Origin of the sequence: Comamonas sp. 26 (genome assembly GCF_002754475.1) — a bacterium.
GTDB lineage: Bacteria > Pseudomonadota > Gammaproteobacteria > Burkholderiales > Burkholderiaceae_C > Comamonas.
Genome location: NZ_PEFL01000001.1, coordinates 2,159,544 through 2,185,895 on the forward strand (window position 1 = coordinate 2,159,544; position 26,352 = coordinate 2,185,895).

A 26,352-nucleotide genomic window follows, 5' to 3' on the forward strand; every position below is an offset into this window, starting at 1 on the left:
GCATCACCGACGCCGTATCAAGGCGCTGGTTTCGATCACGGGGGGTGAACTACGGCCGTCTGATCCGCGAAAGTTTCGCTCAATTCAAGCCTCGCGAATTCGCCCAAGGCATTGCCCAAATGCGCATTATCCAGGCCCAAGGTGCCGAGCGCTACGTGGCAAGCCTGTTGCCCGAGTCTGTGGTGTCCACTAAGGCCGCAGGCATCACCGACATCGATGTGTTGGAGGCAACCGAGTATTACAAGACCGCCCAAGGCCAGCAGCCAACTAATATCGTTCAGCGTTGCGGCGATGGGCTGGGATGCCTTCACCAACTCAGAAGTGCTGTTGACTCAGCCGCTGATGATCGTGATCGGCGACAAGTCTGGCAGTTTCGGTGCCTTTCGCGACGGCTGGGAAATCGACAGCCGTGCCGCTTCAACGGACAAGCACATCGTCGTCGAAGGCTGGTCGCACTAACCTGTACGACATGCCCGAGCCGGTGGAAGCCATGCAAACCGCCTCCCTTGACCGCCTAGCCAAGACCGAAGCTGCCCGTCCTTCCCTACTAGCCGCCAATCAGACCGTCGGACTGTGGCGCATGCTACCTACGTAGTTGATGACCTCCGACCTGCGACCCAAGCTCAGCCGCATCACCGTGCCCGTGCATGTAATTTATGCCTAAGACACCAGCTAAGGCATCCCCCCAGGCAGCGTCGATGCCACATTCCAGTCCGCCTATGCAGCCACGCCTCACCTCGGCTTCCAGCGCATTGATGGCAGCTACCGCTTGGTTTTGCTGGATCAGCCCGAACAGTTCAAGCGCGCCGTCATCGACTTTCTCAGCCCCACAACGCGAGCGATAAAGCCGACAAGGCTTCCAGATGATTTCTCAAGACCTGTTCCTGTTGACAAAAATGGGGAAATGCGCTCACCGGCTCAGTCCTCGGCACGGTTGCGTCCAGCCGCCTTGGCTCGATAAAGCGCGCGATCCGCTGCCTCCACCAGCGCCACTGGGCTGCGTGTGATTGGCTTATTCTTCAGGCTTGCCACTCCGATGCTTACCGTGACGCACGCATAGGGACTGGCGCGATGAGCAATGCCCAGACCCTGGATTCGCTGCTGCAGCAGTTGGGCAAGATGCATAGCGCCTGCCAGAGGGGTATTGGGCAAGATGATGCCCATTTCCTCCCCGCCGTAGCGGGCAGCTAGATCCCCAGGACGCTTTGCGAATAGTTCCAACTGCCGGGACACAGCCTTCAAGCAATCGTCGCCTGCCACATGCCCATAGCTGTCGTTGAAGCCTTTGAAGTGGTCTAGGTCCAAAAGCAGAAGCGACAGCGGTGTGCCCTCACGGGCAGCGCGCCTGGCTTCCAGCTCTAACGTCTCGTCAAAGTGCCGCCGGTTGGCCAGCCCCGTAAGCGAGTCCTGGGTTGCCAGTCGCCCCAACTGACGATTGGCCTCCAATAGCTTCTCGCGCGCAGCCACCAGAGATGCTTCGGCATGGGCGCGAAGCCGGATGGCTTGAATCAGTCGCATACCGATCACTGCGATCGCCAGCAATAAACTGAGTACAACCCCTGCCGTCACCAGCGCTTGGCGACGCCATGCGCTTAATGCTTCATGCTTGCCTTGGGCCACTGTGGTAAAGATGGGATATCGGTCATTGCTCCTAAAGGCATAAAGCCTTTCAGTGCCATCTATTTCGGAGCGGAAAGAGGCTGTACCAGACTTCAGGCCCGAGTAGTAGCGAAGAAAATTGGGCGAACGCGAAAAGTCCTGACCTAGGTTTTGTTCGCGAAATGGATGACGGACCAGCAACTGCCCACTTGCCGTGGCAAGCGAAATAATGCCTTGTTTGCCAATGTCGATCTTGCCGAACAGTCCTAGAAAGTTCTTTATATCTAAGGCTACAACGATAACCCCTCCAAACTGCCCTTGCTTGTTCTCGAAACGTCGGCTGACCGTCAGCACCCATTCGCCGGTGGAGCGGCTGCGAATGGGTGGGCCAATAGAGACGTCATGCGAAGGGCTGTCGCGGTGAAGCTGGAAAAAGCTGCGATCGGCGCTGCTTGAGCCTGTGGGAAAGATGCCTTTGGAGGACATCAGCCACAGACCGCGTGCATCGACAACGCGTAGCTCGTTGAGCTGGTTGAGCAGGTACTTCTGACGACTACCCAGTTTTTGCATGCGCACCAAAAGGTCAGGAGTAACCCCCTCAACCTCAAGGCGCTCAGCCATGCCGAGCAGAAGCATCGAACTTTGGGTAAGCACGCCCTCTGCGTAGGTGTTTAATGTCTGCGCCAGATTGCGGTTGTGAGTTTCGATCTCGGCTAGGGTGCGCTGGCGTGCTGAAAAAATCTGCCAGGCAGTGGCCGCCAGCACCGAAATAAAAACTACCAACAGCAGGCAGACTGCGAGTTGTGCATCGCGTTTCATGGCCAAAACAATGCGCGGGCTACCCCGGGTTTCGGCATTCTTTAAACTACCAACCTCCTCCACCTTCCGAGAAAACATTTCCTCACCCCTCATCGTCAACCATGCAGTAGCGACACTCTTGCGTTACCGGATGCTGCAGCCCCTGCTGGTCTGGATTGAATAGGGGCGCGAGGAATTTTCCTATATCCCCGAAAACTATACCGAGCAACGCATCCAGTCCAATACTTTATGGCCGGATGCTTGGGGGATTTGTGCTTTCCTACACTAGGTCACAGCGACCTCATTTTGCCAAGCTGACATTGACATGGGCTACACGAAAGACGGCAAAGGGTCGACAGCACCTATTCGTGAGCCGGTATAGCGGACTTCCAGTATCTCCGAGGACAGCCTGTTAGCGAGGAGCTGCTACTCACCTGAAAACAGTCATTGAAGAAGCGACGTTCTTGTCGCTCTGGATGACCGCTATGACGAGGTAAGCGCTAGTTCGCCTTGCGGCAACCGCTGCACGACAGACATAGGTCCATAGAGCTTGGACGACAAAAACGAGTCAATCTTCTATCATCACACCACTATCAGCTTTGACCGATTAGATAAGTTCTGCGTGGCTTCATGACACTAATAAGTGGCTGTATTGAATGCAAATAGCTAGTGGGTTTGGCATGCGAATCGGTGGTGATTTTGCCGAGCAAACGCTTGGCGGACTTCCGGTAAATACTCAAAAATGCTCGAATGCTCGAATGCTCGAATGCGCAAAGCTCTGCCTTTGTGCATCGCAACGCGGCAATCGCTGCATGCAGGCGGTTTGGGCGAAAAAATATAAAGTGCCTGAAGCGGCTACCACCTAAGACACTCCATGGAACCCAAGATGAACTGCATCAAGCGACTGGGTGAGTGCGTGATGTCTCGAACCTTTTGGCGCCAAGTCAATGAGCTGCACCTCCGGTGCAGATATCTTGAATCAATTTACTGAACTGGCTCATCCTCAGACGGTGACCGTGGCGTAGCCAAGGCTGGGTTTGGAGTGGTTCGCCTCACACCGGTGTCATGTAACAGCGCCCACGGTGTCCACACCGACGCCGTACTGCTGAGCCAGCTCTCGGTCGGTTCCGCTGGATTGCTGCAGCGCCTGATGCGTAACAGGCGTAGTGATCGCGTTCTTGCGAAGGCAAATCAGCATGGCAGCTTCTTCGCAGAGAGCTTGCCATGTTGCCAGAAGTGCCTTCAGCACCTCTGACCATGGAAAGGCGTGCTTGTTTTTAAGCAACAAACACTAGTGACCTGACATCCGGGCTCAGCCGTCAACGGGCTGCAGGGGCGCATCCAGCAGCAACTGGTAGAACGCCAGGTCCAACCAGCGGCCAAACTTGAAGCCGACTTGAGGCATATTGCCCACATGCTGAAAGCTTAGTCGCTGGTGCAGTGCAATGCTTGCGGCATTGGCCGCGTCAATCGCGCCGACCAGCACATGCACATCGCCCCGGCGCTTTGCCTCGGCAATCAATAGCTCCATCAACCGCAGGCCCAGCCCCTTGCCGCGATGCGCGGGGTGAACATAGACAGAATGCTCGACCGTATCCATTACACGCGGCTTAATTTGTTCATCAAACTAATAGTAATCCTCCCGTAAATCCATCGCGCTGAGAGTTAGAGACTCTCACAGGAGAATCTCTACCATGAAGAAATCACGTTTCACCGACAGCCAGATCATTGATGCACTCAAGCGAGCAGAAGCCGGTCTGACGGTCCCAGAGCTCTGCCGGCAACTCGGTGTTAGCTCAGCAACGTTCTACAAGTGGCAGGCCAAGTTGATTGGCATGGATCCCTCCCTCATGGCTCGCATGAAAGAGCTGGAACAAGAGAACCAGCGGCTTCGCAAGATGTATGTCGAGGAAAAACTCAAGGCTGAGATCGTCTCGGAGGCTCTCGCAAAAAGTGATGAAACCATCTCGCCGACGCGAGATGGCTTTTCAAGCAGTGCCGCAGCACGGTTTGTCGATCAAGGCTACCTGCCAGGCGTTTCAGATCAGCCAAGCCTGCTATCGCTACGTGGCTCGTCGCAACATTGAAGACGATGAGATCACCCAGTGGTTACTGCGCTTGACGGACAACAACCGCAATTGGGGCTTTGCTTTCTGCATCTGCGCAATGTTCGAGGCTTACCATGGAACCACAAACGTATTTACCGCGTGTACCGGGAGCTAGAACTGAACCTGCGTATCAAACCTCGCAAGCGGAGCGATAGAATTCGGAGTGATTACCAGTGGACATCTGGCCAGATAACAGGTCAACGTCTGGTCTTTGCGGTAGCGGTCACAAGCTTGCCAAAGCTCAGCGGTTGCAACCAGCCTGATGCGGTCCGCACATGGTAACCACTACTTCGCAGCGGTTACTGACCGTCAAGATCACAGCATGAAAGAGTGATCGTTGCTGCGTCGCAATCAATGCTTCATATTCTCAGGAGTTGAGTTGGACTCTTCTCAAAACCAGAGGCGATCCTGAAGATGCTGCGTCAGCAGTGCAGTAATACGGAGTCGACAGCATCCATATCGTGCACGGCATTGTGGAACACACGGCGCAGCTACGCTTTGCCCAGGTCGTGTGTGCGATAGCGGTGCCACTACATCGCTTGACGCATTTTGGCCAGTGGCATATTGGTAAATCATGAGCCACTATCGTTAGGTACTGCATGGTCTAACGTGCAATCCGGGTGGTGCGTCTGAAACTCGCGGATGACAGCAAGCCATCATGCCGACGACCGGGCAGATAGAGGCGCTCACTTTGATTTGACCTGTGTTGATTTCCACGCAAAACTAACACTGGTGGCTAATAGGTCCCTCTGAGGAAAATCAAGAGGTAAAGACTCCATTAACAGTTGGCTGGAATGCGTTGCAATGGAGGCTCTGATTGTTATCAAGCGGCAGTGACCGAGAGGCGTCTCTCGTGTTAGTAGGCGCCCATATAGTCGCGCTTACCAATCTCAATACCGTTATGGCGCAAGATGGCATAGGCAGTGGTCACGTGGAAGAAGAACTGCGGTAGACCATAGTGCAGAAGATATGCACCCGCGGTCAGCTTCTTTTCTTTAGGCGTTCCGGGTCGCAGTACGATCTCGCGACTTTCGCTGAGATCAAATTGCTCGACCTTGAAGGATTCGAGATGGGCTAGAGCCTTCGCTAACAATGCTTGTAGGTCAGCGAAGCTGACCTCGGTGTCTGGCCAGGAGGGCACCTCAGCACCGGCCAGGCGTGAGGCAATGCCTTTGGAGAAATCTGAGGCGATCTGCACCTGTCGCGCTAGCGGAAACATGTCAGGAAATAGTCTTGCCTGCAGCAGCGCATTGGGCTCGATATTTTTTTGCATCGCGTGGTCTTCAGCCTTCTTGAGTACATCAGACAAGGCGTGCAACATCTGCTGCATGACGGGAACGGAGGCGTTGTACAGCGGGCTGGTCATAGTGAATTCTCTTTTCTAATTTGGCACGATGGCCGGGGCTGGCATGGCAGAGGCCATGCCGACCCTGGAAGACTAACAGCAATCATGTGTGCAGCTTTTAGGCTGAACGACCTGACATGGGCTCCAAGATGTTCGTACGGCACGGACCAGCAAGTTGCCGAGTGACTCACCTACGCTTTAGGAAACGGAAGCTCGCGTGGTGTATGGCCGTTCAGCTTGGCGATGGCGTTGGCAAAAGCCGGTGCCAGCGGCGGCACACCTGGTTCCCCCATGCCGGTGGGAGCATCGGCACTGGGCACGAGATGCACAGTGATCGCAGGCATGTCCGTCAATCGGGCTACGGTGTAATCATTGAAGTTGCCCTGCTCTACTAGGCCATCCTTGAATGTGATCGCAGCGCCGGGCAAGCACATGCCAAGGCCCATCAAGGCTCCGCCTTGCACCTGAGCCTCCACGCTGCGCGGGTTGACCACCAAATTGCAGTGCACGCCGGCGGTGAACGCATGCAACTTGGGAGCGCCCTCAGCCATCGATGCCTCCACCACATAGGCGACCACCGAATCGAAAGACTGATGCACGGCCACGCCCCAGGCCCTGCCTGCGGCCAGTTGCCGCTTTCCGTAGCCCGACTTTTCCATCGCCAGCAGCAACGCAGCCTTGTGGCGCAGATGTCGATCGCCAAACTGCTCTAGCCTATATGCGACAGGATCCAGTTTGACTGCACGGGCTATCTCGTCAATCAAGGTCTCCATCACATAGGCAGTGTGGGTAGATCCCACGCTACGCCACCAGAGCACCGGCGCATTGAGCTCGGGATGATGTACCGACAGCCGCATCGGCAGGTCATAGGGCTCCTTCATGCCTTCAACCGTGGTGGTATCCACGCCGTTCTTGAGCATGAAACTTTCAAACGCCGTGCCTTTGGCAAGCGACTGCCCCACGATCACATGATCCCAGGCGATCACCCTACCCTTCTCGTCAAAACCTATCTCGGCTCGATGCACATGCATTGGCCTGTAATAGCCCCCTTTTACATCGTCCTCGCGGCTCCAGATCATGCGCACTGGAGCGTCGATACCAGAGGCTCTTGCGGCCTTGGCAATCTCGCAGGCCTCAGCCACATAGCCGCTGCGCGGGTTGGCACGGCGTCCGAAGCCACCGCCCGCCATCTGCACATTCTGAGTTTCCACGCCAAGCACCCGTGCAGCCGTCGCAACTTCCCAACCCGGCGCCTGTGTACCCAGCCAGAGTTCAACCTTGGCATCCTTTCCTACACCTGTCACACGCACCGTGCAGTTCAGCGGCTCCATAGGAGTGTGGGCAAGATAGGGAAACACATATTCGGCACTAATCTTGTGAGAAGCAGCGTCTAGGGCCGAAACATCGGCATCAACTTTCGGCGCGCCTGGCCGCTTGGCAAGTTCACGATACTGAGCCAGTTGCTGTGCAGAATCGACTTTGCCAACGGCGCTGCTGTCCCATTCGATTTTCAAGGCATCACGCCCCTGCTTGGCATGCCAATAGCCATCAGCCAGTACCGCAACCAGCTCGCCTCCCCAGACGCTGGGTACACGGAGTACCGCACGCACGCCCTTGACGGCCTTAGCTGCCGCAGCGTCCAGCGACTGAATCTTGCAGCCATACACCGGAGGATGCGCCACCACTGCGGTCAACATTACCGGCAGATGCATGTCAATGCCGTAGGACTGTCTACCGCTGGACTTGGCACGCGCATCGAGCCGTCCCGTGGCGTGGCGTGGCGTGGCGTGGCGTGGCGTGGCCGATGATGCGAAAGTCTTTGGCATCCTTGAGCACCACCTGCTGCGGAACAGGCATCTTCATGGCTTCATCGGCCAGTTCGCCATAGCCAAGCTTCTTGCCTCGCGGGCCGATCACCTGCCCGGCCTGGGTGCGTAAGGACTGAGGATCCATCCCCCAGCGCCTGGCAGCCGTGGCCAGCAGCATGGCCCGGGTGCGCGCCCCCAGCTCACGGTACTGGCCATACGAGTTCTTGATGGCCGTGGACGCCAGCCCACGGAATCCGTGGCCGGTCATCTTTCCGCCGAACCCCATGCTCCCCAGCGCCACAAGCATCGTTGCGCGGCTCATGGGCTTTGTTTGTCCTGCTCGGCCTGGGAAAACAAAGTTGCCACCGTAGGTGATGACCTTCAGTCTTTTGAAGGTCTCCACGGCCTGGCGGGACAGCGGCACGATGTGAGGGGTACTCATCTTCATGCGCTCGGCAGGGATGTTCCAGCGAGCGTTCACCAAATCCAATTCATCCCACGTAGCCTCTATCAGCTCACTGGTGCGGACAAACGTCATAGCCAGCAGGCGCAGAGCAAGCCGGGTTGACTCTGTGCCGCCGTAGTACACGATTGCATGCATCAGCGCTGGCACTTCCTTGGCGTCCACGCGGGCCACGTTCTTGGACTTGTGCGGTTTCAGTACGTCGCTGGTTTGCAGGTCGCTAACAGGGTTGCGCTCGGCCATGTCATGGGCCACGGCGTAGCGCATGATCTGGCTACAGCATTGCAGCATCTGGCGGGCAATGGTCGGGGCGCGGTCTTCGATCCTCTTCGCCACGTCACGGAAAGCTGATGCCGGTATGTCAGACACGGGGCGCTTTCCAATGTGGGGTAACACGTTGCTTTTGATGCGGTCCCACATGATTTCCGCGCCCTTCGCCTTCCTTGTTGGTGCCTAGTGCTCATACCACTTCTCTGCTGCCCTGTGGAAGGTGACAAACGCCGTCTGCTCTTTCTTCTGCTGCCTGCGCTGCTCCACCGGGTCAGCACCAGTCAATAGTAGCAAGCGAGCCTCCCAATGCTTAGCCCTGGCCTGCGCCAGCGAGACTTCGGGTATCCGCGCTTTTCAGCCTCTTCCTTGATGATGCCTTCCATGGTCTTGTTCAGCCCCCCGGAAGACATCCCCTCGTAAAACTGGTGGGCGTTGATCAGTAGGATTTTTTTCATTTCTTTCGTCCTTGGTGAGGTGTTGCTGCAAGTCTAAAAACAAGCATCCAAAAGAAAAATGGGGTAATGCTGCATGCCTTGTTAAGTTAAGCTTCAAGATATGAAGCTGAACCAATTGGACGGACTGATCGCCTTTTGGAAGGTCGCAGAGCACGGCGGGTTTACCTCTGCAGCTGCGGACCTGGCGGTTTCCCCGTCCGCGCTTAGCCAGGCCATCCGGCAATTGGAGGCGCGCTTGGGCGTGCGCCTGCTGAACCGGACCACTCGCAGCGTGAGCCTGACGGAAGCGGGGCTGGCCTATCTTGAGCGCATAGGGCCAGCGCTCGGGGAGGTCATTGATGCGGGGGATGAGTTGAATGTGCTGCAGGGTCGACCCTCCGGAACATTGCGCCTGAATGCCGCGCGCGTTTCCATCGCGCTGGTGCTGCGTCCGCTGTTGGATGGTTTTCTGCGCGAGAACCCGCATGTGCAGCTCGAACTGACCAATGACGAGGGGTTTATCAACATCGTCGAGAAAGGCTTTGACGCCGGTATCCGTTTCGGCGAAAGCATTGACCGCGATATGGTCGCTATCCCTATAGGTGGGCCGGTCACTGTGGCTGTGGTCGCCTCGCCGGAGTATTTGCAGCGTGTGCCTGCGCCCCACCATCCAGATGACCTCGTGCACCACAACTGCATACGACTACGGTTTGCCGCCACGGGTGCGATCTACAAGTGGGAATTCGAGTTGGATGGCCGTTTGGTGGATTACGAGATTGGTGGCAACCTGATCATCAGTGACACGACCTTCAGCCTGGATGCGGCGCTGGAGGGCATTGGATTGGCCTATACCTTCGTAGAGTTGGCGGAGCCCCACATTCAAGCTGGGCGCCTGCAGCGTGTGTTGACCGACTTTTCTCCGACATTCCCTGGCTTCTATTTGTACTACTCGAGCAGGCATGACCAGCCTTCGAAGCTGAAAGCATTGGTCGAATATGTGAGCCGGCACAAAGTGTAGAAGAAGCGTCATTCCCTCTTCGCAGTACGGTGTGCTAATCCGATATGGGCACAGATAGGCGTGAATTTGGTCTGCCGATGCTTATGAGGCCCAAACAGTCAAATTATGTGAACAAGGACATGGACTAACTTATAGCGGTCACTCGTTACAGTCAGAAACTGGCCCATAGCTGTCAGCCTTCAGGCCAGCCTGCAACGGCCGCTCCCGTTGCAAAGCCGAGTTGGTACTTGGTGGCCTGCTTTAGGCTGGTTGCAGCCGCTGAGCGTTGGAAACGCTTGTGACCGCTGCCGCCAAGACCAGACGTTGACCCGCTATCTGGTCAGACGTCCGCTATGAGCCTCAAACCGGAAACTTGCTAGGTCGCAGTACCCAGACAACCTGAACGGCAGCTCTCGCAAGCTGCGAACAGGTGCTGACGACCCGTTGCGGCCATTTGAGCTTCGCCTTTCTATGACTGCTATGTAGCGAGGCTGTGTGATAACTCTCGGGGAACCTGCTTGAGTCAGACACAAAGCGCGACTTTGCCAGTTTGAGTAAACCAGACTTCGTCTGGGCTTCACTAAACTGGTCCTTTGTCCCGTTTGGGGCCGTTGATCGGGCCTGGAGCAAGCGCAAACGGCGCCTATGCACCCAACAACTGCATCGCTTGCCTTGTCCTCTCAAACCCCAGGATGTTGAGGACGCGTTTGAAGTTGTACGCCAACACGTTCAGGCTCATTTCAGTCGCCACATTCTGGATGCCTCGGGTTAGGAAGTGCGTCCAGCCCATCCAGTGCTTGAGCGTGCCGAAGACGTGTTCGACGGTGCTTTTTCGCACCGTCATGGCATTGGGCATCCGGTCCAGCCGTTGCTGAACCCTTTCCATGACTTCCTCGTGCTCCCAGCGTCTGATGCGCCGGTATTGGCCTGTCGTGCATTGAGCCTTCATCGAACAGTCAGGACAAGCACTTGACCAATAAATACTGATCTGCAACCCAGCCTCTTCGCGACTGAAGCGGCGGATTGCTCGTTGACCTGCTGGACATTGATATTGGTCATCGGCAGGGATATAGACGAAGTCTGTTTTATCGAACCGGCCCTCGGCTCTGGCATTGGACGTCATGGGTTTGGGAACAAGCACCGCAACTCCAGCGTCTTCACAAATCTTGAGACCTTGGCCGCTGTAGTAACCACGATCAGCGATGGCTTTCAATTTTCTCTTGCCCATTGCATTGCGGGCAGCCAAGGCCATTGGGCTGAGCTGTGCCCGGTCGCTGCCGTTGTTTGTGACCTTATGGGCGACGATGAGGTGGTGCTTGGTATCCACTGCCGCTTGCACGTTGTAGCCCACCATGGCCGTTCCTTTGGCGCTGTAGGTGGTCATGGCGCGTGCATCAGGATCTGTCTGGGAGATCTGCCGGTCAGGCACCGTCTCTAACTGCGCTTTGATCACTTGCAGATCTTGCAGGCGCTGACGCATCTTTTGAATCTTGCCGTGCAGTCGCTCGGTCTTGACCTGCATCTCCTCAGGCTGAGTCCGGTCTGCAGTCTCCAAGGCATCCAGATAACGCTGGATACTCTCTTCCAATTCCCTCTCACGACGCTCGATCTTGCCGGGCGTGTAGTTGCGCTCACGGTTGTTGACGGCCTTGAACTTGCTGCCGTCGATGGCCACCACGGATTCGGTGAACAGCTTCAGATCTCGACACAGCATTACAAAGCGACGGCAGACATTGCGGATGCCTTTGCCGTTGTCTCGACGGAAGTCTGCAATGGTCTTGAAGTCGGGAGCGAGCCGGCCAGTCAGCCACATCAGTTCCACATTCCTCTGGCATTCACGTTCCAGCCTACGACTGGACTGAATGCGGTTGAGGTAGCCGTAGAGATACAGCTTCAGGAGCACCGACGGGTGATACGAGGGCCTACCGGTTGATGCAGGCTGCAAGCCCTGGAACTCCAGAACCACCAGGTCCAGCTCGTTGATGAAGGCATCAACAATTCGAACCGTGTTGTCCTCTGCAATGAAGTCATCCAGGCACTCTGGCAGCAACGTGACTTGCTGCCGGTCTTGACCTTCGATGTATCTGGACATACTGACCTCGGTGTTCAATATGTCTGAGGACTCTACCGGCGCGGTCAAAGTTTTTCGAGCGGGTTTTCACACAGCCTCTAGCAATTTCTGGCAATTACATGCGGCCTTCCGGTTTGGTGTGCATTGCAGATGTCACGTCGTTCTGCGGCAAGTGGGTCACACTCCGTGGCCAGCACATTAGTTCATCTCACAATGCAACCGACTCCGAGCAGCAACTGGCTGATTGAGCGACGAATTGGCCAGTCCCGTGCCAAGTATCCTTGGGCAACAAACCTTTCATCGATGCGTACTCAACCACTACGCCCTGGCTTGAACAAGAACACCAACAAATCCTTCAGATCGACTTCAACTTGGTGCGAGGCCATTTGACAGTGGCCTATGAAATGGAAATCGAGGCTGCAGCAGCGAAAAGATGCGACAACACATGCTCGGACCACTCTGGAATGGCGACTGAGCGGCAGTCTCGGATCTATCCAATGCCCTGGATCAGCTATCGGATCCAATCCTCCGTGGCCTTCAACAGCCTCTAACAAAGCCATGTGGCAATCATGGTTCATGCTGGAAGCATTTATAGACGACCGGTCTATTTTATAATCCAAGCAATGACTCTTAGCAAGAAAGCCGAATCGACACGTCAGCACATTCTCGATACCGGGTATCGATTGGTGCTGCACAAGGGCTTTGCAGGGCTGGGCCTGCTCGAAATTCTCAAAGCCTGCAATGTGCCCAAGGGTTCGTTCTACCACTATTTCTCGTCAAAGGAAGCCTTTGGCTGCGCGCTGCTACAGCAGTATGTGGAAGGCTACGGACAAAAGCTCAATGACTTGCTCGGCGAAGCAGGCAATGGCCGTGAGCGTCTGATGCGGTACTGGGATGCCTGGATTTCAGCACCCAGCAATCCCACGCTTGGATGGGCCGAAGAATGTCTTGTGGTGAAGCTCGCTGCCGAAGTGGCCGACCTCTCCGAAGACATGCGCCTGGTGCTCGACGCCGGCGTGCAGCGTCTGCTGGCGAGAATCGCCTCGCTGATCGACGAAGCCCGTGAAGATGGGTCCCTGCCCGCCGGCAAGCCGTCACCTGCGCTTGCCCGCGCGCTGTATCAAATGTGGTTGGGGGCAGCGCTTCTGGCCAAGTTGAGTCAAGACAAATTGCCGTTGCTGGAGGCACGCGACACCACCGAGCGGTTGCTCACTTGTACCTCTGCATCCTGAATCATGGAAGCAAAGAGTCACTGTATTTCCGACACCTAAGGAGTCATTGATGAAAGTTCTGTTTGTACTCACGTCCCACGACAAGCTGGGCAGCACCGATCACAAGACGGGGTTCTGGTTGGAGGAATTCGCGGCCCCCTACTACGCATTGAAAGATGCGGGAGCCATGATCACGCTGGCTTCGCCTGCCGGAGGTCAACCGCCACTCGATCCGAAGAGCGATGAGCCAGCAGCCCAGACTTCCGCGACCGAGCGGTTTCGCCAGGACACCGACGCACAGGCCGCTCTGGCGTCGACAGTACCGCTGAATCAGGTCAGCGCCACCGATTTCGATGCCGTGTTCTACCCGGGTGGACATGGACCCTTGTGGGACTTGGCCAACGATCCCAACTCCATTGCACTGCTCGAAGCTTTCGAGCGTTCGAACAAGCCACTCGCGCTTGTCTGCCATGCGCCAGGTGCTCTGATCAATGTCCGGGCCGCTGATGGACAAGCATTAGTTGCCCGTCGCCATGTCACAGGCTTCACCAACAGCGAAGAAGCGGCGGTCGGCCTAACCACCGTCGTACCCTTTCTGATCGAAGACGAGTTCTTGCGCTTGGGTGCTCACTACAAAAAAGCGCCGGATTGGCAGGTGCATGTCGTAACGGATGGACGTCTGATCACGGGACAGAATCCGGCCAGCTCCGAGGGCGTGGCCCATGCCTTGTTGTCCATGCTCGCTCATCAGGAGAAATAAGTCATGCGCAGTGCTATCCATACCACTTTTGGCGAACCTTCCGAGGTTCTCGAGCTCATAGATCGTCCCATCCCGCAACCAGGTGCCGGTGAAGTACGCATCAAGACTTTGCTGGCGCCAATCCACAACCATGACCTCTGGACGATCCGTGGCAGCTATGGTTACAAGCCTGAACTTCCCGCGATTGGCGGCAGCGAGGCCGTGGGCATCGTCGATGCGCTTGGCGAAGGCGTCTCAGGCCCGGCAGTGGGACAGCGGGTCGCAGTCGCAGGAGTCCACAACACCTGGGCGGAGTACTTTCTTGCGCCTGCCAATGTGCTGGTGCCGATGCCGCCAGCTATTCCCGATGAAGCCGCAGCGCAAATCATTGCGATGCCACTGAGCGCATTGATGTTGCTGGAGTTTCTCAATGTTGAGCCGGGACAATGGATCGTGCAGAACACGGCGAATGGAGCGGTCGGAAAAACTGTGGCAATGCTGGCGAAAGCACGCGGCGTGCACGTCTTGAACCTAGTTCGGCGCGATGCAGCTGTACAGGAGCTTGCCGCCCTGGGCATCGGCAATGCCTTGTCCACGGCACAACCAGACTGGCAGGAGCGCGCCCGCGCTATTCTTGGCGGTCCGCTAGCTCGTGCGGCCGTGGACTCCATCGGAGGCTCCGCCAGTGCATCCTTGCTCGGTCTATTGGGTGAGGCGGGCACCTTGGTTTCCTTCGGCACCATGGCACGAGAGCCCATGCAGATCGACTCCGGATCTCTGATCTTCAAGCAAGCTACGGTGAAGGGCTTCTGGGGCAGCAAGGTCAGTCAAGCCATGACGCCTGACAACAAGCGGCGCTTGATTGGCGAACTGCTGCAGCGGGTGTTGTCGGGTGAGCTAAAACTGACGGCCGAGGCCATTTTTGATCTCAATGATGCTGCTCAGGCCGCAGCCGCAAGCCTGCAGCCGGGCCGCAAAGGGAAGGTCTTGCTAAGAGCCTAAGTGCTTGTGCTGCTGGCTCTCGACGCCTGACGCCAAGGAGCAAGCAAAACATGCAACTGCTTGTCGACTGCAGCGGCACAACTTCCCGCCACTGGAAGGGGAAAGCCAATAAAGCATTGAGGACATTGCTCAATACCGATGGCTTGCCGCGTCTCCAAGTGCTGGCCGACCTGAGCTTTCGGGGACGCAACTCGTATTGGTGCCTTGCTTGCTAGGCGTTCCTGGCAGCCTGACGACGCAGCTCAAACTGGGCTGCCCACTCTGTAACAGGCATAAAGCTCGGGTCTGTGCGCACGACCTGTTCAGTCTGCGCCCAAATGGCTTCATCGCTCTGCTCCAGATCTAACGGGTCTCCATGGGGCTGACTCACATACCAAGGCGTGTCCAGGTAGACCTCCACGGTGTTGTCCTCAGGGTCCATGCAGTAGATCGAAAGCGCATTGCCATGGTTGAGACCGCGCATCTTCGTTGCCCCCAAAGCCAGTGCTCGACGCCGCGCTTCGCGCAGCTGGTCGATGGACTGGACCTTGAAAGACAGTTGCATCACGGTGCTCGGTGAATCGGCACCGCGTCCTCCGGCCAACACCAATTGATGGTGCTGATCATTTCGTCCGCTCAGAAACACGATCTCGAAGCGAAAGGTCACGCCGACCCCACGGTCGGTTTCCTGCATATCGAATACGCCCGTGTAGAAGGACTTCATCACTTCCAGATCGCGGCAAAAGATACCGAAGTGGGACAGGTTGGCGGTATAGAGTTGGTTCATGCTAGCGAGCTCCACGGAATCAGGGAATGAGGACGAGCTTGCCCAGAGTGCCACCGCTATCGAGCAGCTCGTGAGCCTGTCGAGCTTGTGCCAGCTGCATACGCATGGCACGTGGTGCACGCACAGAGCCGCTCGCCATGAGCCTTATGGCTTCCTCCATCAATCCTCGGCGTTGCGTGATGTCTGCATCCACCGCATGGATAGAGAAAGTGCGAATGGCCAAGCTTCTGGCTAGCAATTTGCGCAGCTCGTCGAAAACGTCAGCAGACGGGGGGCCTGCCAGAATGTTGTACGACACCGCCATACCTGACGGAGCCAGAGAGCGCAGACAGGCGATAAAGAGATCGGCACCCACATGGTCAAAGGCCAAATCAACGCCTCGTCCACCAGTAAGCTCCATCACATGCTGAGGCAGCGTCTTCACGTCGCCGCTCACCAAGTCTGTGACACCGTTTTCTATTGCAAATGCCTGCTTTTCAGAGGTGGAGGCCGTGCCAATGACACGTAAGCCACGAGATCTGGCCACCTGTGCCAGGGCCGTCGCCACGCCACCTGCGGCGCCAGGCACCAGAATGGATTGCGCCGGCAAATTGCCATTGCTGGCCAGCAAAGCCAACGCGAGCTGGAAGTTGCCAAGGCTCACTGCATCATCAAAGGCAATGGTGTCTGGGAGTACGAACGGAACCGACTCCGCAACGCAGATGGCCTGCGCATAGCAGCCCCCGCGCTGAGGCAGCTCCCGTGCGCTGACCAGTACCCGATCGCCGATAGAGAGGCGACTCACGCCTTGACCCACCGCATCCACAATACCTGCCAGTTCGTTACCAGGAATAGCGGGCAATGGTGGCATCCACTTGTAGGTGCCGTTGCGAATCAACACGTCAGGGCCGCCTGCTCCGATGGCATGAGCCTTCACGCGCACCTGACCAGCACCTGGCTGGGGCAGAGGCAAGTCGACCAGAGACAACACTTCGGGTCCGCCAGTGGTTTGCAGCTGCACGGCTTTAATCGTCATAGTGCTTGTCTCCATGATCAGCGCTGCCCGTCATGCACCGAGACTTGCTCGCGAGTCAGTCCACCCAGACGCGAATGAATACGGCCACCGTCGGCCATCACTAGGGCAAAAAGGATTTCGTCGGGGCGGGGGGCGTCCTGGATTCCGACTTCCGCGCTGTTGTAGTGGCTTCGCACGTAAGCTGCATGAATGTAGTGCAGAGGAACCATCAACCGGTAGCCCGAGGCAGCCACAGCTTTTGCCGATGGAACGATGGCTTTGGGCTCACCCAGTACATGGCGCATAGCCCAGCCACCAGCCTCGTGCCAAACTGCGCCATGCTCCAGCTCTCCGTTAACTCCCACAATCGCCGCTTTGCTATAGGCTTGGACGTTTTCTTTGCCCAAAGTGTCTACCAACTCCTCTGCGAGCAAGGTGCCCAAGCCGCGTAGCTCTGCCATAAAGGGCAACAAGTCGGGCTCGTAGCGGCCTGCATAGGGATTGCGAATCACAGCACAAGCAGATGCCACGCGCAAAGGTTGGTCTGCTTGTGGGCCACCTTCGTGGTAGATCGTCTCGATATTGAGGCTGCGTTTGCGAATTGCTATCAAAGTCATGACTGAACTTTCGGTGAGTGCATTTATTGTTTAGGAATCTTGGCGTCGGCTACAATCTGGCGCCACTTCTCAAGCTCATTACCAACCATGGCTTTCATTTCTTCAGGCGTGCTGCCTCGCGCTTCACCACCGATGTCTTCCAGACGTTTGCGCACAGAGGCCAGTTGAAGCGCCCGCAGCGTCTCGGCATTCAGACGCTCGACCACCGCGCGCGCAGTGCCGGCAGGCGCCATCAGCCCTGCCCAGGAGCGCACGTCGTACCCAGCCACACCCTGCTCCGACACTGTGGGGACATTGGGCAAACCTGGCCAGCGCTGTGCACCGCTGGTTGCGATCACACGCAGCTTGCCTGCTTGGATGTTGGAAAGAACGGCTGTTGGCGGAGCGATGATGAAGGGCACTTCATCCCCCAGCAGGGCGGTGACGGCCGCGGCGTCGCCTCGATAAGGCACATGCATCAAGCTTACGCGCCCCAGCTTGGCCAGCAACTCCCCGGCTAAATGGTGTGTAGAGCCGACTCCCGCTGTGCCATATGCCACGGTACCCGGTTCAGCCTGGGCCCTGGCAAGCACCTCGCGCAGGCTTTGAAACTTGGACTTTGTATTGACCACCAACAGGAACGGAAAGAAAGTGACCGTCGAGATCATCTCAAAATCACTTACCGAGTTGTAAGGGAGCTTGTTGTACAAAGCACCGGCCACTGCGTGACCGCCAGTCGCCATCAACAAGGTGTAGCCATCGGGCTTGGCGCGAGCCACCGTGGTTGCCGCAATGGTCCCGCCGGCCCCGGTTTGGGCCTCCACTATCACGGGTTGTCCCAGGGCCTTTCCAATCTCCGTACCCACGGCGCGGGCGATGGAATCAGCATTTCCGCCAGCTGCAAAGCCCTGATACAGCTTGATCGCCCGATCCGGATAAGTCTGAGCCATAACCGGAAGTGTTGACCAAGACAAGGCCGTCGCACTGCTGGCGGCAAGGAAGTGTCTTCTATGCATGTTTGTCTCCATGGGCGGCGGCCTCTTTGGGCCTGGCTCTACCCGTGTGAAGTGGATGAAGTCTTAAGGGGATGGATTAGGACTGCGCTATCACTGGGTTGCGCAGCAAACCAATGGCTTCGATCTCCACTTCCACGACGTCACCCACCTTCATGAACTGCTGAGGCTTCTTGCTCCAGCCCACGCCAGCTGGAGTGCCTGTGATGATCACATCGCCCGGGACCAGCGTGAAGATGGTGGAGGCATAGGCGATCAAGCGCGGGATCGAGAAGATCATGTGTCCTGTGTGGCTAGACTGCACCACGGCACCATTCAGGCGTGTCTCGAGCTTCAATTCACGGCCTGGCGAGATTTCATCGGATGTCACCATCCAGGGGCCGAAGGCGCCGGTGGACTCGAAATTCTTGCCTGATGCGATCTGTTTGGCATGGAACTGCCATTCCCGCACGCTCGCATCGTTGTAGCAGCTATAGCCGGCAATGTGCTCCCAGGCATCCGCCTCGGCGATGTCGCGACCTCCCTGGCCAATGATGACGGCAAGCTCTCCCTCCCAGTCCAACGAGTCGGAGACATGGGGACGCACGATCGGGCCTTGGTGTGCAGTCTGAGAACGCCACACGCGCAGAAAAATCGGGGGCTCCTCGGATAGTTCTCGCTGCATCCCTGCAGCCAGCACTTCCTGGTGGTGATCCATGTAGTTGCGCACTGCGCAAACGATCTTTTCTGGACGAGGAATGACCGGCAAGAACGTCACGTCGGCCAACCTTGCATCTGCGGCCAGACCATCTGTCAATGCATCGCGGCGCGCGAAGTCAGGGCTGGCGATGAAATCGGCAAGCGTGGCATAGCCCGTACGAGCAGCAAGCTCAGCGACACCATCGGCAATCACGACGCCCCAGGTTTCACGGCCGGCGAGCGAATAAGACATCAGTTTCATGGGATTCCTTCAAGCGATAAGGAGTGGTGAAAAGGATGTGGCTTGGGTGCAATTTTGCGCCAAAGCCACTTTATGCATAAACTTATTTTTATGCACAAAAATAGTTTTAATGCATAGGGTTTGCCCCATGTGCCAAAAAATTCGCAAAAAAAATGCTCACGACCCGTGAGCGTGAGCATTGATTCGAGGAGGAATTTTTAAGATGCAGCCAGCTAGCAGCTAGACATCGACATTGGGGGGAACAGCAGGGGGCAGCCATGCCGACATGATCAGCATGAGGATGGCTTCAACAGCGTTCGCCTGGCACCGGCTAGCTAAGAGAGCGGCCTCTACGTCAGGAGATAATTCGACGGGCATTTCGCTGAAATATGGAATCAGCTTGGCTGCTTCTCCACCTTCTCCAAAACCTCCATCACATTCCGCTGCGTACTGAGAATATGTTCCTCCAGTAGCGCGCACGCTGTGTCTGCGTCCCTTCGCAGCGTGGCATCCATGAGCTTGCGGTGCTCATTTGATTTGTGCTTGAAGGTCTTGCGAAAGCGAGCTGAATAGCGGCGATATCGTTCAGCCTGGTCGAACAGGCTGGCACTCAAAGTGCGCAGCCGCTCGGAAGGAGTGGCCGAAAGCAGCGCCATGTGGAACGACGTGTGCATATCGGTCCACCCCTGATCCAGCACTACGGGGCCGTCACTGAGTCGGCTTTCCACTTTTTCCAAGCGGTGAAAAGCTCCTACAACCGACGCCTCCCATGCGTCATCGCCATAGGCAATTGATTCACGAAGCGCTTGCGAATCCAACATGATGCGCATGCGCGTGATATCGGCCAGATCGTCGGCAGAAATGGCGGTAACGCGAAAACCTCGGCGCTCGTCGGCGCGTATCAATCCCTCTTGAGCCAAGCGGCTCAGAGCCTCGCGCAGCGGACTGCTTGAAAAGCCGTAGGCTGTCTGCAACTCATCGAGCTTGAGCTTCACGCCGCCACCATATGTGCCGTTGAGCACATCCTGACGCAGTTGTGCAAATGCCTGATCGATCAAGGTTGGGGCTTTGGTGGGGGCATCTTTTTTATACATGTTTTTGATTTTATGCATAAACTTGGGAGATTGAAAGAAGGAGTAAACCTCAGTGAAAGTAGACATCAACACCCCGCTTCGCCTCGTTGCGATTTCAGGCAGTATTCGCAGTGCATCCCACTGCAGAGCAGTACTTCGCAGCCTCACCCCCCTGCTTCCACCAACGGTCACCATGGAGTTGTTGCCCCTGGATGACGTCCCCCTATATAACGGTGACCTCGACGGGGACACGCCACCGCCAGCAGTGAAACGGCTCAAGACTGCGATTGCAGAAGCGGATGGTCTGGTGATCTGCTCGCCCGAGTACAACTACGGCATCCCTGGTGTGCTCAAGAATGCAATCGATTGGGCCTCGCGCCCTGGGTTTGCATCGCCGCTCAAGGATAAGCTGGCACTCATCATGACCGCATCACCTGGCACGGCTGGAGGCGTTCGAGCCCAGGCCCAGATCCGGGACGCCCTATCCGCTACGCTTGCTCGTCCATTGGTGCGCCAGCACATCGCCATTGCCAGTGTCGCGACCCGTATTCAAGATGGAAAGCTGGTGGACGAGTCGACCCTGAACTTCATCAAAGCAGGCTTGGACGATCTGATCAATGAAATCCGCTGGCAAACTGCACGGACAAAGCAGGACTGATTCAGCCTCGTCTACGAGGGCTCTATTGAAAGCTGTTTCGCATTTGCCAAAGGGCGAGCCCTCGTATCCATGCATCGCCGGTGCCACGTATTCCTGGCGCCCGGCTTTGCAGAACATCCGACATCGGATTCTCGCCATTCTCGCGATGAATGTTTTTCGCAGCCCAGAGGCTTGATGCGCCCAAGCCATTGATGCCCGCAGAGGTCAGATCGCTGGACCTGTCAGCTCACCGCTGATTCTCTCCCAACGCCCTATCGCCATAAGACGCCATGCAGGTTTTCCAACCTGAGAAGAGCTTTGTCGAAAATTAATTTTGTGCATAAAATTCATATTACGCATAAACATTGAATCCATACGCTGACCTCTTAATCCCCGCGCGGGCCGGCAGCGTGCTACTCAATGGCTTGTTTTTAGCGTTGTCTCGGCAGTCGAGCAGCGGCATTCAGACCTCGCGCACCGGCGTCTTGGTCTTTCACAACCCGAACGGAGCTATGTGTGAATCAGCACGATCTATTGATAAACGGAGAATGGACAAGAGGGGCGAGCTATTCACCGAACATCAACCCCTCCAACCTGGAGGACGTCATCGCTGAATATGCGCAAGGTGGCGCAGCGGATGTCGACGTCGCAGTCGCTGCTGCGACGCAAGCCTTTCCAGCCTGGGCAACCAGCAACATCCAAGTGCGCTCGGACGCGCTGGACAAGATCGGCAATGAACTTCTTGCACGCAAGGAGGAGCTTGGAACGCTACTTTCACGCGAAGAAGGCAAAACCAAGACCGAAGGTGTGAGCGAAGTGACCCGAGCAGGCCAGATCTTCAAGTTCTTTGCTGGCGAGTGCCTTCGGCTTTCTGGGGAGGTGCTGCCTTCGGTACGTCCGGGTGTCGGTATCGAGATTACGCGCGAACCTGTGGGCGTGATCGGCCTCATCACCCCCTGGAACTTTCCGATGGCGATTCCTGCATGGAAGATTGCACCTGCGTTGGCCTTCGGGAACTGTGTGGTTCTCAAGCCAGCCGAACTGGTACCTGCCAGCGCCTGGGCCCTGGCGGACATCATCCACCGCTCCGGCGTACCGGTCGGCGTGTTCAATCTTGTCATGGGCCGCGGCAGCGTGATTGGCAGCGCATTGGTTGAGCACTCAGGCATTCATGCCATCAGCTTCACGGGATCTGCGGGTGTCGGCCGTCATATTGCGGCTCGATGCGTTGCAACTCACAAGAAAGTGCAGTTGGAGTTGGGAGGCAAGAACCCGCAAGTTGTGCTGGATGATGCCGATCTCAGCCAGGCTGTTGAACTATGCGTACAAAGTTCCTTTTACTCGACCGGTCAACGCTGTACCGCTTCGAGCCGTTTGATCGTGACAGATGGCATCTACCCACAGTTCATCGAGGCGATGAAGGCCCGCATGACTCATATCAGGATTGGTGATGCACTTGACCCAGGTACTGACATCGGACCGGTTTCCTCTTTGTCGCAGTTGGAGCAGAACCTCGCTTATGTCGAGATCGGCAAGAGCGAAGGCGCCACTCTGGCAACAGGAGGCGAGCGATTGAAGCTCGTCAACGATGGCTACTACATGTCGCCAGCCTTGTTCAGCGAGTCATCCTCTGAAATGAGCATCAACAACGAGGAAATTTTTGGCCCGGTGGCCAGCGTGATCCGCGTGAAGAACTATGAGGATGCACTGGCCACAGCCAACGATACGGTTTTTGGTCTGGCATCGGGGATCGCCACGACCTCCTTGAAGCACGCAACCCATTTCAAGCGCCATAGCCAAGCCGGGATGGTGATGGTCAACCTGCCCACCGCGGGAGTGGACTATCACGTTCCTTTCGGTGGACGCAAGGGTTCGAGCTATGGGCCCCGCGAACAAGGTCGCTACTCCCAGGAATTTTTCACTGTTGTCAAAACTTCGTACACCTGTGCCTGAGCAGGCAGTTCAACTGCCATCGAGTTCAAGATTCACATACACCTAGTCCCAAATATGCCTAATACCGAAGCTAATTCAACCCAAGTCGAAGCCCAAATTCTTGAACGCGAAAAGCTACGCTGCGATGCCATGAAAAGGGGCGACTTTGATCGGCTCAAGCAGTTGTTGCACCCGGACCTCACACATGTCCACGCGAAAGGCCAAGTGGATAGCTACGAAAGCTATTTCCGCTCTGGCGGAACGCACGTCAACTATGAGCAGATCAATCGTTCCAATCTTCGCGTCCAGGTGCTGGGAGAAACTGCCGTGATGACTGGCCGACAGTTACTGGTCGCAGTCAGAAAAGATGGAAGCGGCACCGTTCGGATTGACTCTCAAGTTCTTCAAGTCTGGACCCAACACGAGGGCCAGTGGCGTCAGATTGCCTTTCAGACCACGCCCACTGAAATGAGCGTATCTTGAGCAATTAATCACAAAAGTAGGTTAACTGGACACCGTCAGAAGCCGTCATTCATTTGATGAACCTACGTGACCGCTTCTGGCCGTTTGCGGCTGTCGCTGTTCGACCCTCAAGAGACGTTTGCTCTCATGAGCTCATTGCCCTAAATCGGTCATCTATACAGCCCTACACAAGTTGATTCGTCGCTTTGTAAATTCCGCGCGATGTAAGTCCTGAACTGCTCTTCGGACATTTTGTTGTGCCTTGCATCGTAGGTGCTGGGATCAGTGTTGTAAGCAGAGCGTGTGCTAAAGAAGACAAATGCACCTTTGAGATAGCGAGCGGCAGGCCTGGCCGAGTCGGGCAACGGCTCTCCGTTGTACTCGCCATATGCCTAGCATATCGTAAGATTCGTAGTGCCCTGGCGAGATCTCAGTCAACGCCTCAGAGGTTCTCTCAAGATTGAGCGCACTTTTGACGCCACTTGGTGCTACCGACGCAGCTTCGAGTCGGAAGTAGCTCCATCTCGTGCCGTTTCCAAAGGACTCGAAGGTGAGCTTCGCCGGTTTCAAAATCCTCACCATTTTCTCGCCAATATGAAGGGCGATCATCCCGCTTTCGGCGGCCGTGGAAACAGCTGTAATTGTGTTCCCTCCACCTGTTGGATAGAACTGAATCGACCAGCGTTTTGTAGATAGTTCAAAGCCTCCTATTTCCGTTCAAATAGGAGTCTATAGGAATGAATCACGCCGGGTTTAAGGGCTGCGTTGTACTGTTTCCAGTTGGTGGTGCGTTAGCGTGACTTACAGGGCCGACTCATGCGGTAAGACTATCGCGTGCTGAACAGCAATTTGTCCAAGAACGCCCCTGCCCTGTTGCATTAAGTCAAAGTGAGCTCAATCCACTTTCCGCCCACGTGCGGTAAGGACACGAGAATTTTCTTAGCTACAGCACAAATGATCAGTTGAACTCATTAACTCCGCCTTCATCATCTGCAGCGCATTAAGGTAGATCCAGAAGCAATTTCCAGCTGTCAGCGTGATCAACTGCCCCCCAAACAGGGAGTCTAGGTGGTTGCTGCCATCTTCTTTTGCGTAGACCCTGGCCTTGATGCGAACGTCTGCCGGATCATCACACTCCCAGATACCTGTCAGGCGATCTATGGCCCAACCACCACTTCTGAAGTTATGGTGCGGGGTCAACAATTGCACTGCAAGTATCCGGACGTTCTGCGCTGCCAAACCCAATACGTCTTCTGAACCGGAGAGTAGAACGGTGTTTGTGCATGTGAGCTCGTCGCCATCTTCATCGCGTAGCGTTAACTGGAAATCGACAAGGAGCCATGGGCGACGTATCTGAACATCGATACCTGTCCAAAGATGTTTGCCTTTACCGTAAATTGTTGAAAGAGGATGCTTGTTGGCGTCTGTAGTGAGAAACATGAAATTGCGCAGATAACTTGCACATCCAAGCCCAGAGGACCCTGGCTAGGTGTGCGGGCGGTAATTATGTATCATTAATGCTGGTGCATAAGTGATTCAGGGCCGCGATAGTGGGCGGGTGCCAAGTGTTTCCGATCTCAATTTCCGTCAAGCCGTCGCCGCTGAGGTAAAAGCGCTTCGTGGTCTGATCGGGATCAGCCAAGAAGAACTCGCTTTTAGGGCAGGAGTTCATCGCACGTATATCGCGAGGTTGGAAGTTGCTAGCACACAGCCGTCGCTTAGCGTCACGTTTCAGTTGGCCGAAGCTTTAGCAGTGGAGCCTGAGGACCTAGTAAAGGCAGTGCGGCTTCGCGTCGCCCGGTCAACTTCCTAAAGTTCCCCCTAAACATCTCCCGACGACGTGAGAAGTGGTCCCAGTGGTTTGAACAACTCAACCCAGTGCCTAAGCGAGATCCTCGGGGCTATGCAGCTTGCATTGGTGCAAACGGCAATGCTGCAAAGTACGCCTGATGAGGGCGGTTTGAATTGTAGAACTGCACGTATTTCGCAATTCCACAGCGTGCGGCACGCACGCTGTCATAGGCTTTAAGGTAGATCTCTTCGTACTTGATGGAACGCCACAGGCGCTCCACAAAGACGTTGTCACGCCAAGCCCCCTTGCCATCCCTGGAGATGCGTATGCCATGGCACCCGAGCTGTGCGGTGAAGGCATCACTGGTGAATTGGCTACCTTGATCCGTGTTGAAGAGGGCAGGTGTTCCCCAGCGGGTAATGGCCTCTTGCACTGCCTGCACGCAAAACTCCACATCCATGGTGCTGGACAGCCGCCAGGCAAGCACCTTGCGGCTGTACCAATCGATCACGGCGCACAGGTAGAGCCAGCCTTTATAAATGCGCACATAGGTGATGTCCATGGCCCAGACTTGATTGGCATGCGTGACCGTCTTGTTGCGCAGCAGATAGGGATAGACCTTGTGCTGCGGATGACGTGCACTGGTGCGGGGCTTGCAATACAGCGGTGTCATGCACATGCGTTTCATCAGCGTCCGTATATGCCTGCGGCCCACTCAATGCCCCTGACGCTGCAGCAGCCCTTTGAGCATGCGGGAGCCTGCAAAGGGATGGGCCACATGCAAAGCATCCAAGCTGTGCATCAACTGCACTTGGCCATCACATGGTGGCTTGCGGCGGTAATAGACAGAGCCTCGGCTGATGCGCATGAGCTGTGCCTGGCGACTGATTGGCAGGCCATGGCGACGGTCAATCATCACTTGTCGCTGAGCAATCCCGCCTTGCTCAGCGCACCGTGCAAAAAATCCTTCTCCAAGGTCAGCTGTCCAATTTTGGCATGCAGCTTTTTGAGATCCACCGCAGGTGCTGCGGGAGCCAGCGCTGCACCGAAGACATCGGCAGCCAGCTCCTGCAGTAGCCGCTTCCAATCGGCAATCTGGCTGGGGTGGACTTTATACAGCTGAGCCAGCTCAGCCACGGTGCACTCACCGCGCACCGCCTCGAGTGCGACCTTGGCTTTGAAGGTGGCGCTGTGTTTACGTCTTGATTTGATGCTCATAGATCTCTCCAAATTCGGCCCTGTCCCAGGGCCATTTTTACGGAAAGATCTCGCTTAGCTACTTGTTCAAAAAACCGGAGCCACTTCTGAAAAAGGTGTGCTTGT

At 56.2% G+C, this 26,352-nt stretch carries 22 protein-coding genes and 5 pseudogenes; 11 read left to right on the forward strand and 16 right to left on the reverse strand.

Features of this window, described 5'->3' with window-relative positions; all coding sequences use genetic code 11:
* Nucleotides 1-321 precede the first annotated feature (321 nt).
* Nucleotides 322-459, forward strand: coding sequence for a hypothetical protein (locus CLU84_RS22190; RefSeq protein ID WP_199173716.1), 138 nt, complete (start codon nt 322-324; stop codon nt 457-459).
* A gap of 459 nt (nt 460-918) precedes the next feature.
* Here the strand turns inward: CLU84_RS22190 and CLU84_RS09985 are convergent, their stop codons facing one another.
* Nucleotides 919-2,418: a sensor domain-containing diguanylate cyclase gene (locus CLU84_RS09985; RefSeq protein ID WP_369826828.1), complete on the reverse strand. Its 1,500-nt coding sequence runs from the start codon at nt 2,416-2,418 to the stop codon at nt 919-921.
* A 717-nt stretch (nt 2,419-3,135) separates the two neighbouring features.
* On the opposite strand from CLU84_RS09985, the pseudogene CLU84_RS09990 reads away from it, so the two are divergent.
* A pseudogene (locus CLU84_RS09990) lies at nt 3,136-3,422 on the forward strand (IS5/IS1182 family transposase); the annotation flags it as partial.
* 38 nt (nt 3,423-3,460) lie between these two features.
* Here CLU84_RS09990 and CLU84_RS22555 read toward each other — a convergent pair.
* Both CLU84_RS22555 and CLU84_RS10000 read right to left on the reverse strand, forming a co-directional pair.
* On the reverse strand, nt 3,461-3,595 hold the full coding sequence (locus CLU84_RS22555; protein ID WP_255409112.1) for a hypothetical protein: 135 nt from the start codon (nt 3,593-3,595) through the stop codon (nt 3,461-3,463).
* A gap of 114 nt (nt 3,596-3,709) precedes the next feature.
* Nucleotides 3,710-4,006 (reverse strand): annotated as a pseudogene (locus CLU84_RS10000) (N-acetyltransferase family protein); the annotation flags it as partial.
* An 85-nt stretch (nt 4,007-4,091) separates the two neighbouring features.
* On the opposite strand from CLU84_RS10000, the pseudogene CLU84_RS10005 reads away from it, so the two are divergent.
* Nucleotides 4,092-4,673 (forward strand): annotated as a pseudogene (locus tag CLU84_RS10005) (transposase); the annotation flags it as partial.
* Between the two features lie 688 nt (nt 4,674-5,361).
* On the opposite strand, the gene CLU84_RS10010 reads toward CLU84_RS10005, so the two are convergent.
* The 4 genes and pseudogenes from CLU84_RS10010 to CLU84_RS22200 all read right to left on the reverse strand — a co-directional run bounded on the left by CLU84_RS10010 (nt 5,362) and on the right by CLU84_RS22200 (nt 8,846).
* Nucleotides 5,362-5,871: a DUF1993 family protein gene (locus CLU84_RS10010; RefSeq protein WP_099737035.1), complete on the reverse strand. Its 510-nt coding sequence runs from the start codon at nt 5,869-5,871 to the stop codon at nt 5,362-5,364.
* A gap of 170 nt (nt 5,872-6,041) precedes the next feature.
* A pseudogene (locus CLU84_RS10015) lies at nt 6,042-8,541 on the reverse strand (molybdopterin cofactor-binding domain-containing protein).
* Between the two features lie 33 nt (nt 8,542-8,574).
* Nucleotides 8,575-8,736, reverse strand: a complete 162-nt coding sequence (locus CLU84_RS22665; protein WP_144445469.1) for an integrase arm-type DNA-binding domain-containing protein — start codon at nt 8,734-8,736, stop codon at nt 8,575-8,577.
* Nucleotides 8,673-8,846 carry a hypothetical protein gene (locus CLU84_RS22200; protein WP_199173717.1) on the reverse strand — a complete coding sequence of 58 codons (174 nt, stop codon included), beginning with the start codon at nt 8,844-8,846 and terminating at the stop codon, nt 8,673-8,675. Before CLU84_RS22200 ends, CLU84_RS22665 begins: the two co-directional genes overlap by 64 nt.
* 100 nt (nt 8,847-8,946) lie before the next feature.
* On the opposite strand from CLU84_RS22200, the gene CLU84_RS10025 reads away from it, so the two are divergent.
* A complete protein-coding gene (locus tag CLU84_RS10025; RefSeq protein ID WP_099737036.1) occupies nt 8,947-9,843 on the forward strand; it encodes a LysR family transcriptional regulator in 897 nt (298 codons plus the stop codon).
* 622 nt (nt 9,844-10,465) lie between these two features.
* Here the strand turns inward: CLU84_RS10025 and CLU84_RS10030 are convergent.
* A complete protein-coding gene (locus CLU84_RS10030; RefSeq protein ID WP_099737037.1) occupies nt 10,466-11,914 on the reverse strand; it encodes an IS1182 family transposase in 1,449 nt (482 codons plus the stop codon).
* Between the two features lie 602 nt (nt 11,915-12,516).
* Here CLU84_RS10030 and CLU84_RS10040 point away from each other — a divergent pair.
* The 3 genes from CLU84_RS10040 to CLU84_RS10050 are packed head-to-tail and all read left to right on the forward strand — an operon-like array spanning nt 12,517 to nt 14,845.
* Nucleotides 12,517-13,125: a TetR/AcrR family transcriptional regulator gene (locus tag CLU84_RS10040; protein WP_099737039.1), complete on the forward strand. Its 609-nt coding sequence runs from the start codon at nt 12,517-12,519 to the stop codon at nt 13,123-13,125.
* Between the two features lie 49 nt (nt 13,126-13,174).
* A complete protein-coding gene (locus CLU84_RS10045; protein ID WP_099737040.1) occupies nt 13,175-13,864 on the forward strand; it encodes a type 1 glutamine amidotransferase domain-containing protein in 690 nt (229 codons plus the stop codon).
* A 3-nt stretch (nt 13,865-13,867) separates the two neighbouring features.
* The gene (locus CLU84_RS10050; RefSeq protein WP_099737041.1) at nt 13,868-14,845 is read left to right on the forward strand and encodes a zinc-binding dehydrogenase; all 978 of its coding nucleotides are present in this window, start codon (nt 13,868-13,870) and stop codon (nt 14,843-14,845) included.
* Between the two features lie 211 nt (nt 14,846-15,056).
* On the opposite strand, the gene CLU84_RS10055 is transcribed toward CLU84_RS10050, so the two are convergent.
* The 6 genes from CLU84_RS10055 to CLU84_RS10080 form a co-directional block, all read right to left on the reverse strand.
* Nucleotides 15,057-15,611, reverse strand: coding sequence for a VOC family protein (locus tag CLU84_RS10055; protein WP_099737042.1), 555 nt, complete (start codon nt 15,609-15,611; stop codon nt 15,057-15,059).
* 19 nt (nt 15,612-15,630) lie between these two features.
* Nucleotides 15,631-16,626, reverse strand: coding sequence for a zinc-dependent alcohol dehydrogenase family protein (locus CLU84_RS10060; protein ID WP_099737043.1), 996 nt, complete (start codon nt 16,624-16,626; stop codon nt 15,631-15,633).
* Between the two features lie 17 nt (nt 16,627-16,643).
* The gene (locus CLU84_RS10065) at nt 16,644-17,222 is read right to left on the reverse strand and encodes an amino acid synthesis family protein (protein ID WP_099737044.1); all 579 of its coding nucleotides are present in this window, start codon (nt 17,220-17,222) and stop codon (nt 16,644-16,646) included.
* Between the two features lie 23 nt (nt 17,223-17,245).
* Complete coding sequence (locus CLU84_RS10070) at nt 17,246-18,217, reverse strand: tripartite tricarboxylate transporter substrate binding protein (protein ID WP_099737045.1); 972 nt, start codon at nt 18,215-18,217, stop codon at nt 17,246-17,248.
* Nucleotides 18,218-18,293: 76 nt separating this feature from the next.
* Entirely contained in the window at nt 18,294-19,154 is an 861-nt protein-coding gene (locus CLU84_RS10075; RefSeq protein WP_099737046.1) for a fumarylacetoacetate hydrolase family protein, read from the reverse strand.
* Nucleotides 19,155-19,528: 374 nt separating this feature from the next.
* Complete coding sequence (locus CLU84_RS10080) at nt 19,529-20,245, reverse strand: GntR family transcriptional regulator (RefSeq protein WP_099737047.1); 717 nt, start codon at nt 20,243-20,245, stop codon at nt 19,529-19,531.
* 34 nt (nt 20,246-20,279) lie between these two features.
* On the opposite strand from CLU84_RS10080, the gene CLU84_RS10085 reads away from it, so the two are divergent.
* The 3 genes from CLU84_RS10085 to CLU84_RS10095 all read left to right on the forward strand — a co-directional run bounded on the left by CLU84_RS10085 (nt 20,280) and on the right by CLU84_RS10095 (nt 23,258).
* On the forward strand, nt 20,280-20,864 hold the full coding sequence (locus CLU84_RS10085) for an NADPH-dependent FMN reductase (protein ID WP_099737048.1): 585 nt from the start codon (nt 20,280-20,282) through the stop codon (nt 20,862-20,864).
* Nucleotides 20,865-21,359: 495 nt separating this feature from the next.
* Nucleotides 21,360-22,796 (forward strand): aldehyde dehydrogenase family protein, encoded by a 1,437-nt coding sequence (locus CLU84_RS10090; protein ID WP_099737049.1) that lies wholly within the window; start codon nt 21,360-21,362, stop codon nt 22,794-22,796.
* A 54-nt stretch (nt 22,797-22,850) separates the two neighbouring features.
* Nucleotides 22,851-23,258 carry a nuclear transport factor 2 family protein gene (locus CLU84_RS10095; protein WP_099737050.1) on the forward strand — a complete coding sequence of 136 codons (408 nt, stop codon included), beginning with the start codon at nt 22,851-22,853 and terminating at the stop codon, nt 23,256-23,258.
* A gap of 918 nt (nt 23,259-24,176) precedes the next feature.
* On the opposite strand, the gene CLU84_RS10100 is transcribed toward CLU84_RS10095, so the two are convergent.
* The gene (locus tag CLU84_RS10100; protein ID WP_099737051.1) at nt 24,177-24,677 is read right to left on the reverse strand and encodes a hypothetical protein; all 501 of its coding nucleotides are present in this window, start codon (nt 24,675-24,677) and stop codon (nt 24,177-24,179) included.
* A gap of 118 nt (nt 24,678-24,795) precedes the next feature.
* Between CLU84_RS10100 and CLU84_RS10105 the strand changes: the two genes are divergently transcribed.
* Nucleotides 24,796-25,050 (forward strand): helix-turn-helix domain-containing protein, encoded by a 255-nt coding sequence (locus tag CLU84_RS10105; protein ID WP_099737052.1) that lies wholly within the window; start codon nt 24,796-24,798, stop codon nt 25,048-25,050.
* 88 nt (nt 25,051-25,138) lie between these two features.
* On the opposite strand, the pseudogene CLU84_RS10110 reads toward CLU84_RS10105, so the two are convergent.
* Nucleotides 25,139-26,247: pseudogene (locus tag CLU84_RS10110) on the reverse strand (IS3 family transposase).
* Nucleotides 26,248-26,352: the final 105 nt, after the last annotated feature.

What these genes read in the sequence shown, in the direction of transcription:
- CLU84_RS09985 (WP_369826828.1), bottom strand. Translation starts at nt 2,418, where the DNA reads ATGAAACGCGATGCACAACTCGCAGTCTGCCTGCTGTTGGTAGTTTTT.
- CLU84_RS22555 (WP_255409112.1), bottom strand. Translation starts at nt 3,595, where the DNA reads ATGCTGATTTGCCTTCGCAAGAACGCGATCACTACGCCTGTTACGCAT.
- CLU84_RS10010 (WP_099737035.1), bottom strand. Translation starts at nt 5,871, where the DNA reads ATGACCAGCCCGCTGTACAACGCCTCCGTTCCCGTCATGCAGCAGATG.
- CLU84_RS22200 (WP_199173717.1), bottom strand. Translation starts at nt 8,846, where the DNA reads ATGAAAAAAATCCTACTGATCAACGCCCACCAGTTTTACGAGGGGATG.
- CLU84_RS10025 (WP_099737036.1), top strand. Translation starts at nt 8,947, where the DNA reads ATGAAGCTGAACCAATTGGACGGACTGATCGCCTTTTGGAAGGTCGCA.
- CLU84_RS10030 (WP_099737037.1), bottom strand. Translation starts at nt 11,914, where the DNA reads ATGTCCAGATACATCGAAGGTCAAGACCGGCAGCAAGTCACGTTGCTG.
- CLU84_RS10040 (WP_099737039.1), top strand. Translation starts at nt 12,517, where the DNA reads ATGACTCTTAGCAAGAAAGCCGAATCGACACGTCAGCACATTCTCGAT.
- CLU84_RS10045 (WP_099737040.1), top strand. Translation starts at nt 13,175, where the DNA reads ATGAAAGTTCTGTTTGTACTCACGTCCCACGACAAGCTGGGCAGCACC.
- CLU84_RS10050 (WP_099737041.1), top strand. Translation starts at nt 13,868, where the DNA reads ATGCGCAGTGCTATCCATACCACTTTTGGCGAACCTTCCGAGGTTCTC.
- CLU84_RS10055 (WP_099737042.1), bottom strand. Translation starts at nt 15,611, where the DNA reads ATGAACCAACTCTATACCGCCAACCTGTCCCACTTCGGTATCTTTTGC.
- CLU84_RS10060 (WP_099737043.1), bottom strand. Translation starts at nt 16,626, where the DNA reads ATGACGATTAAAGCCGTGCAGCTGCAAACCACTGGCGGACCCGAAGTG.
- CLU84_RS10065 (WP_099737044.1), bottom strand. Translation starts at nt 17,222, where the DNA reads ATGACTTTGATAGCAATTCGCAAACGCAGCCTCAATATCGAGACGATC.
- CLU84_RS10070 (WP_099737045.1), bottom strand. Translation starts at nt 18,217, where the DNA reads ATGCATAGAAGACACTTCCTTGCCGCCAGCAGTGCGACGGCCTTGTCT.
- CLU84_RS10075 (WP_099737046.1), bottom strand. Translation starts at nt 19,154, where the DNA reads ATGAAACTGATGTCTTATTCGCTCGCCGGCCGTGAAACCTGGGGCGTC.
- CLU84_RS10080 (WP_099737047.1), bottom strand. Translation starts at nt 20,245, where the DNA reads ATGCATAAAATCAAAAACATGTATAAAAAAGATGCCCCCACCAAAGCC.
- CLU84_RS10095 (WP_099737050.1), top strand. Translation starts at nt 22,851, where the DNA reads ATGCCTAATACCGAAGCTAATTCAACCCAAGTCGAAGCCCAAATTCTT.
- CLU84_RS10100 (WP_099737051.1), bottom strand. Translation starts at nt 24,677, where the DNA reads ATGTTTCTCACTACAGACGCCAACAAGCATCCTCTTTCAACAATTTAC.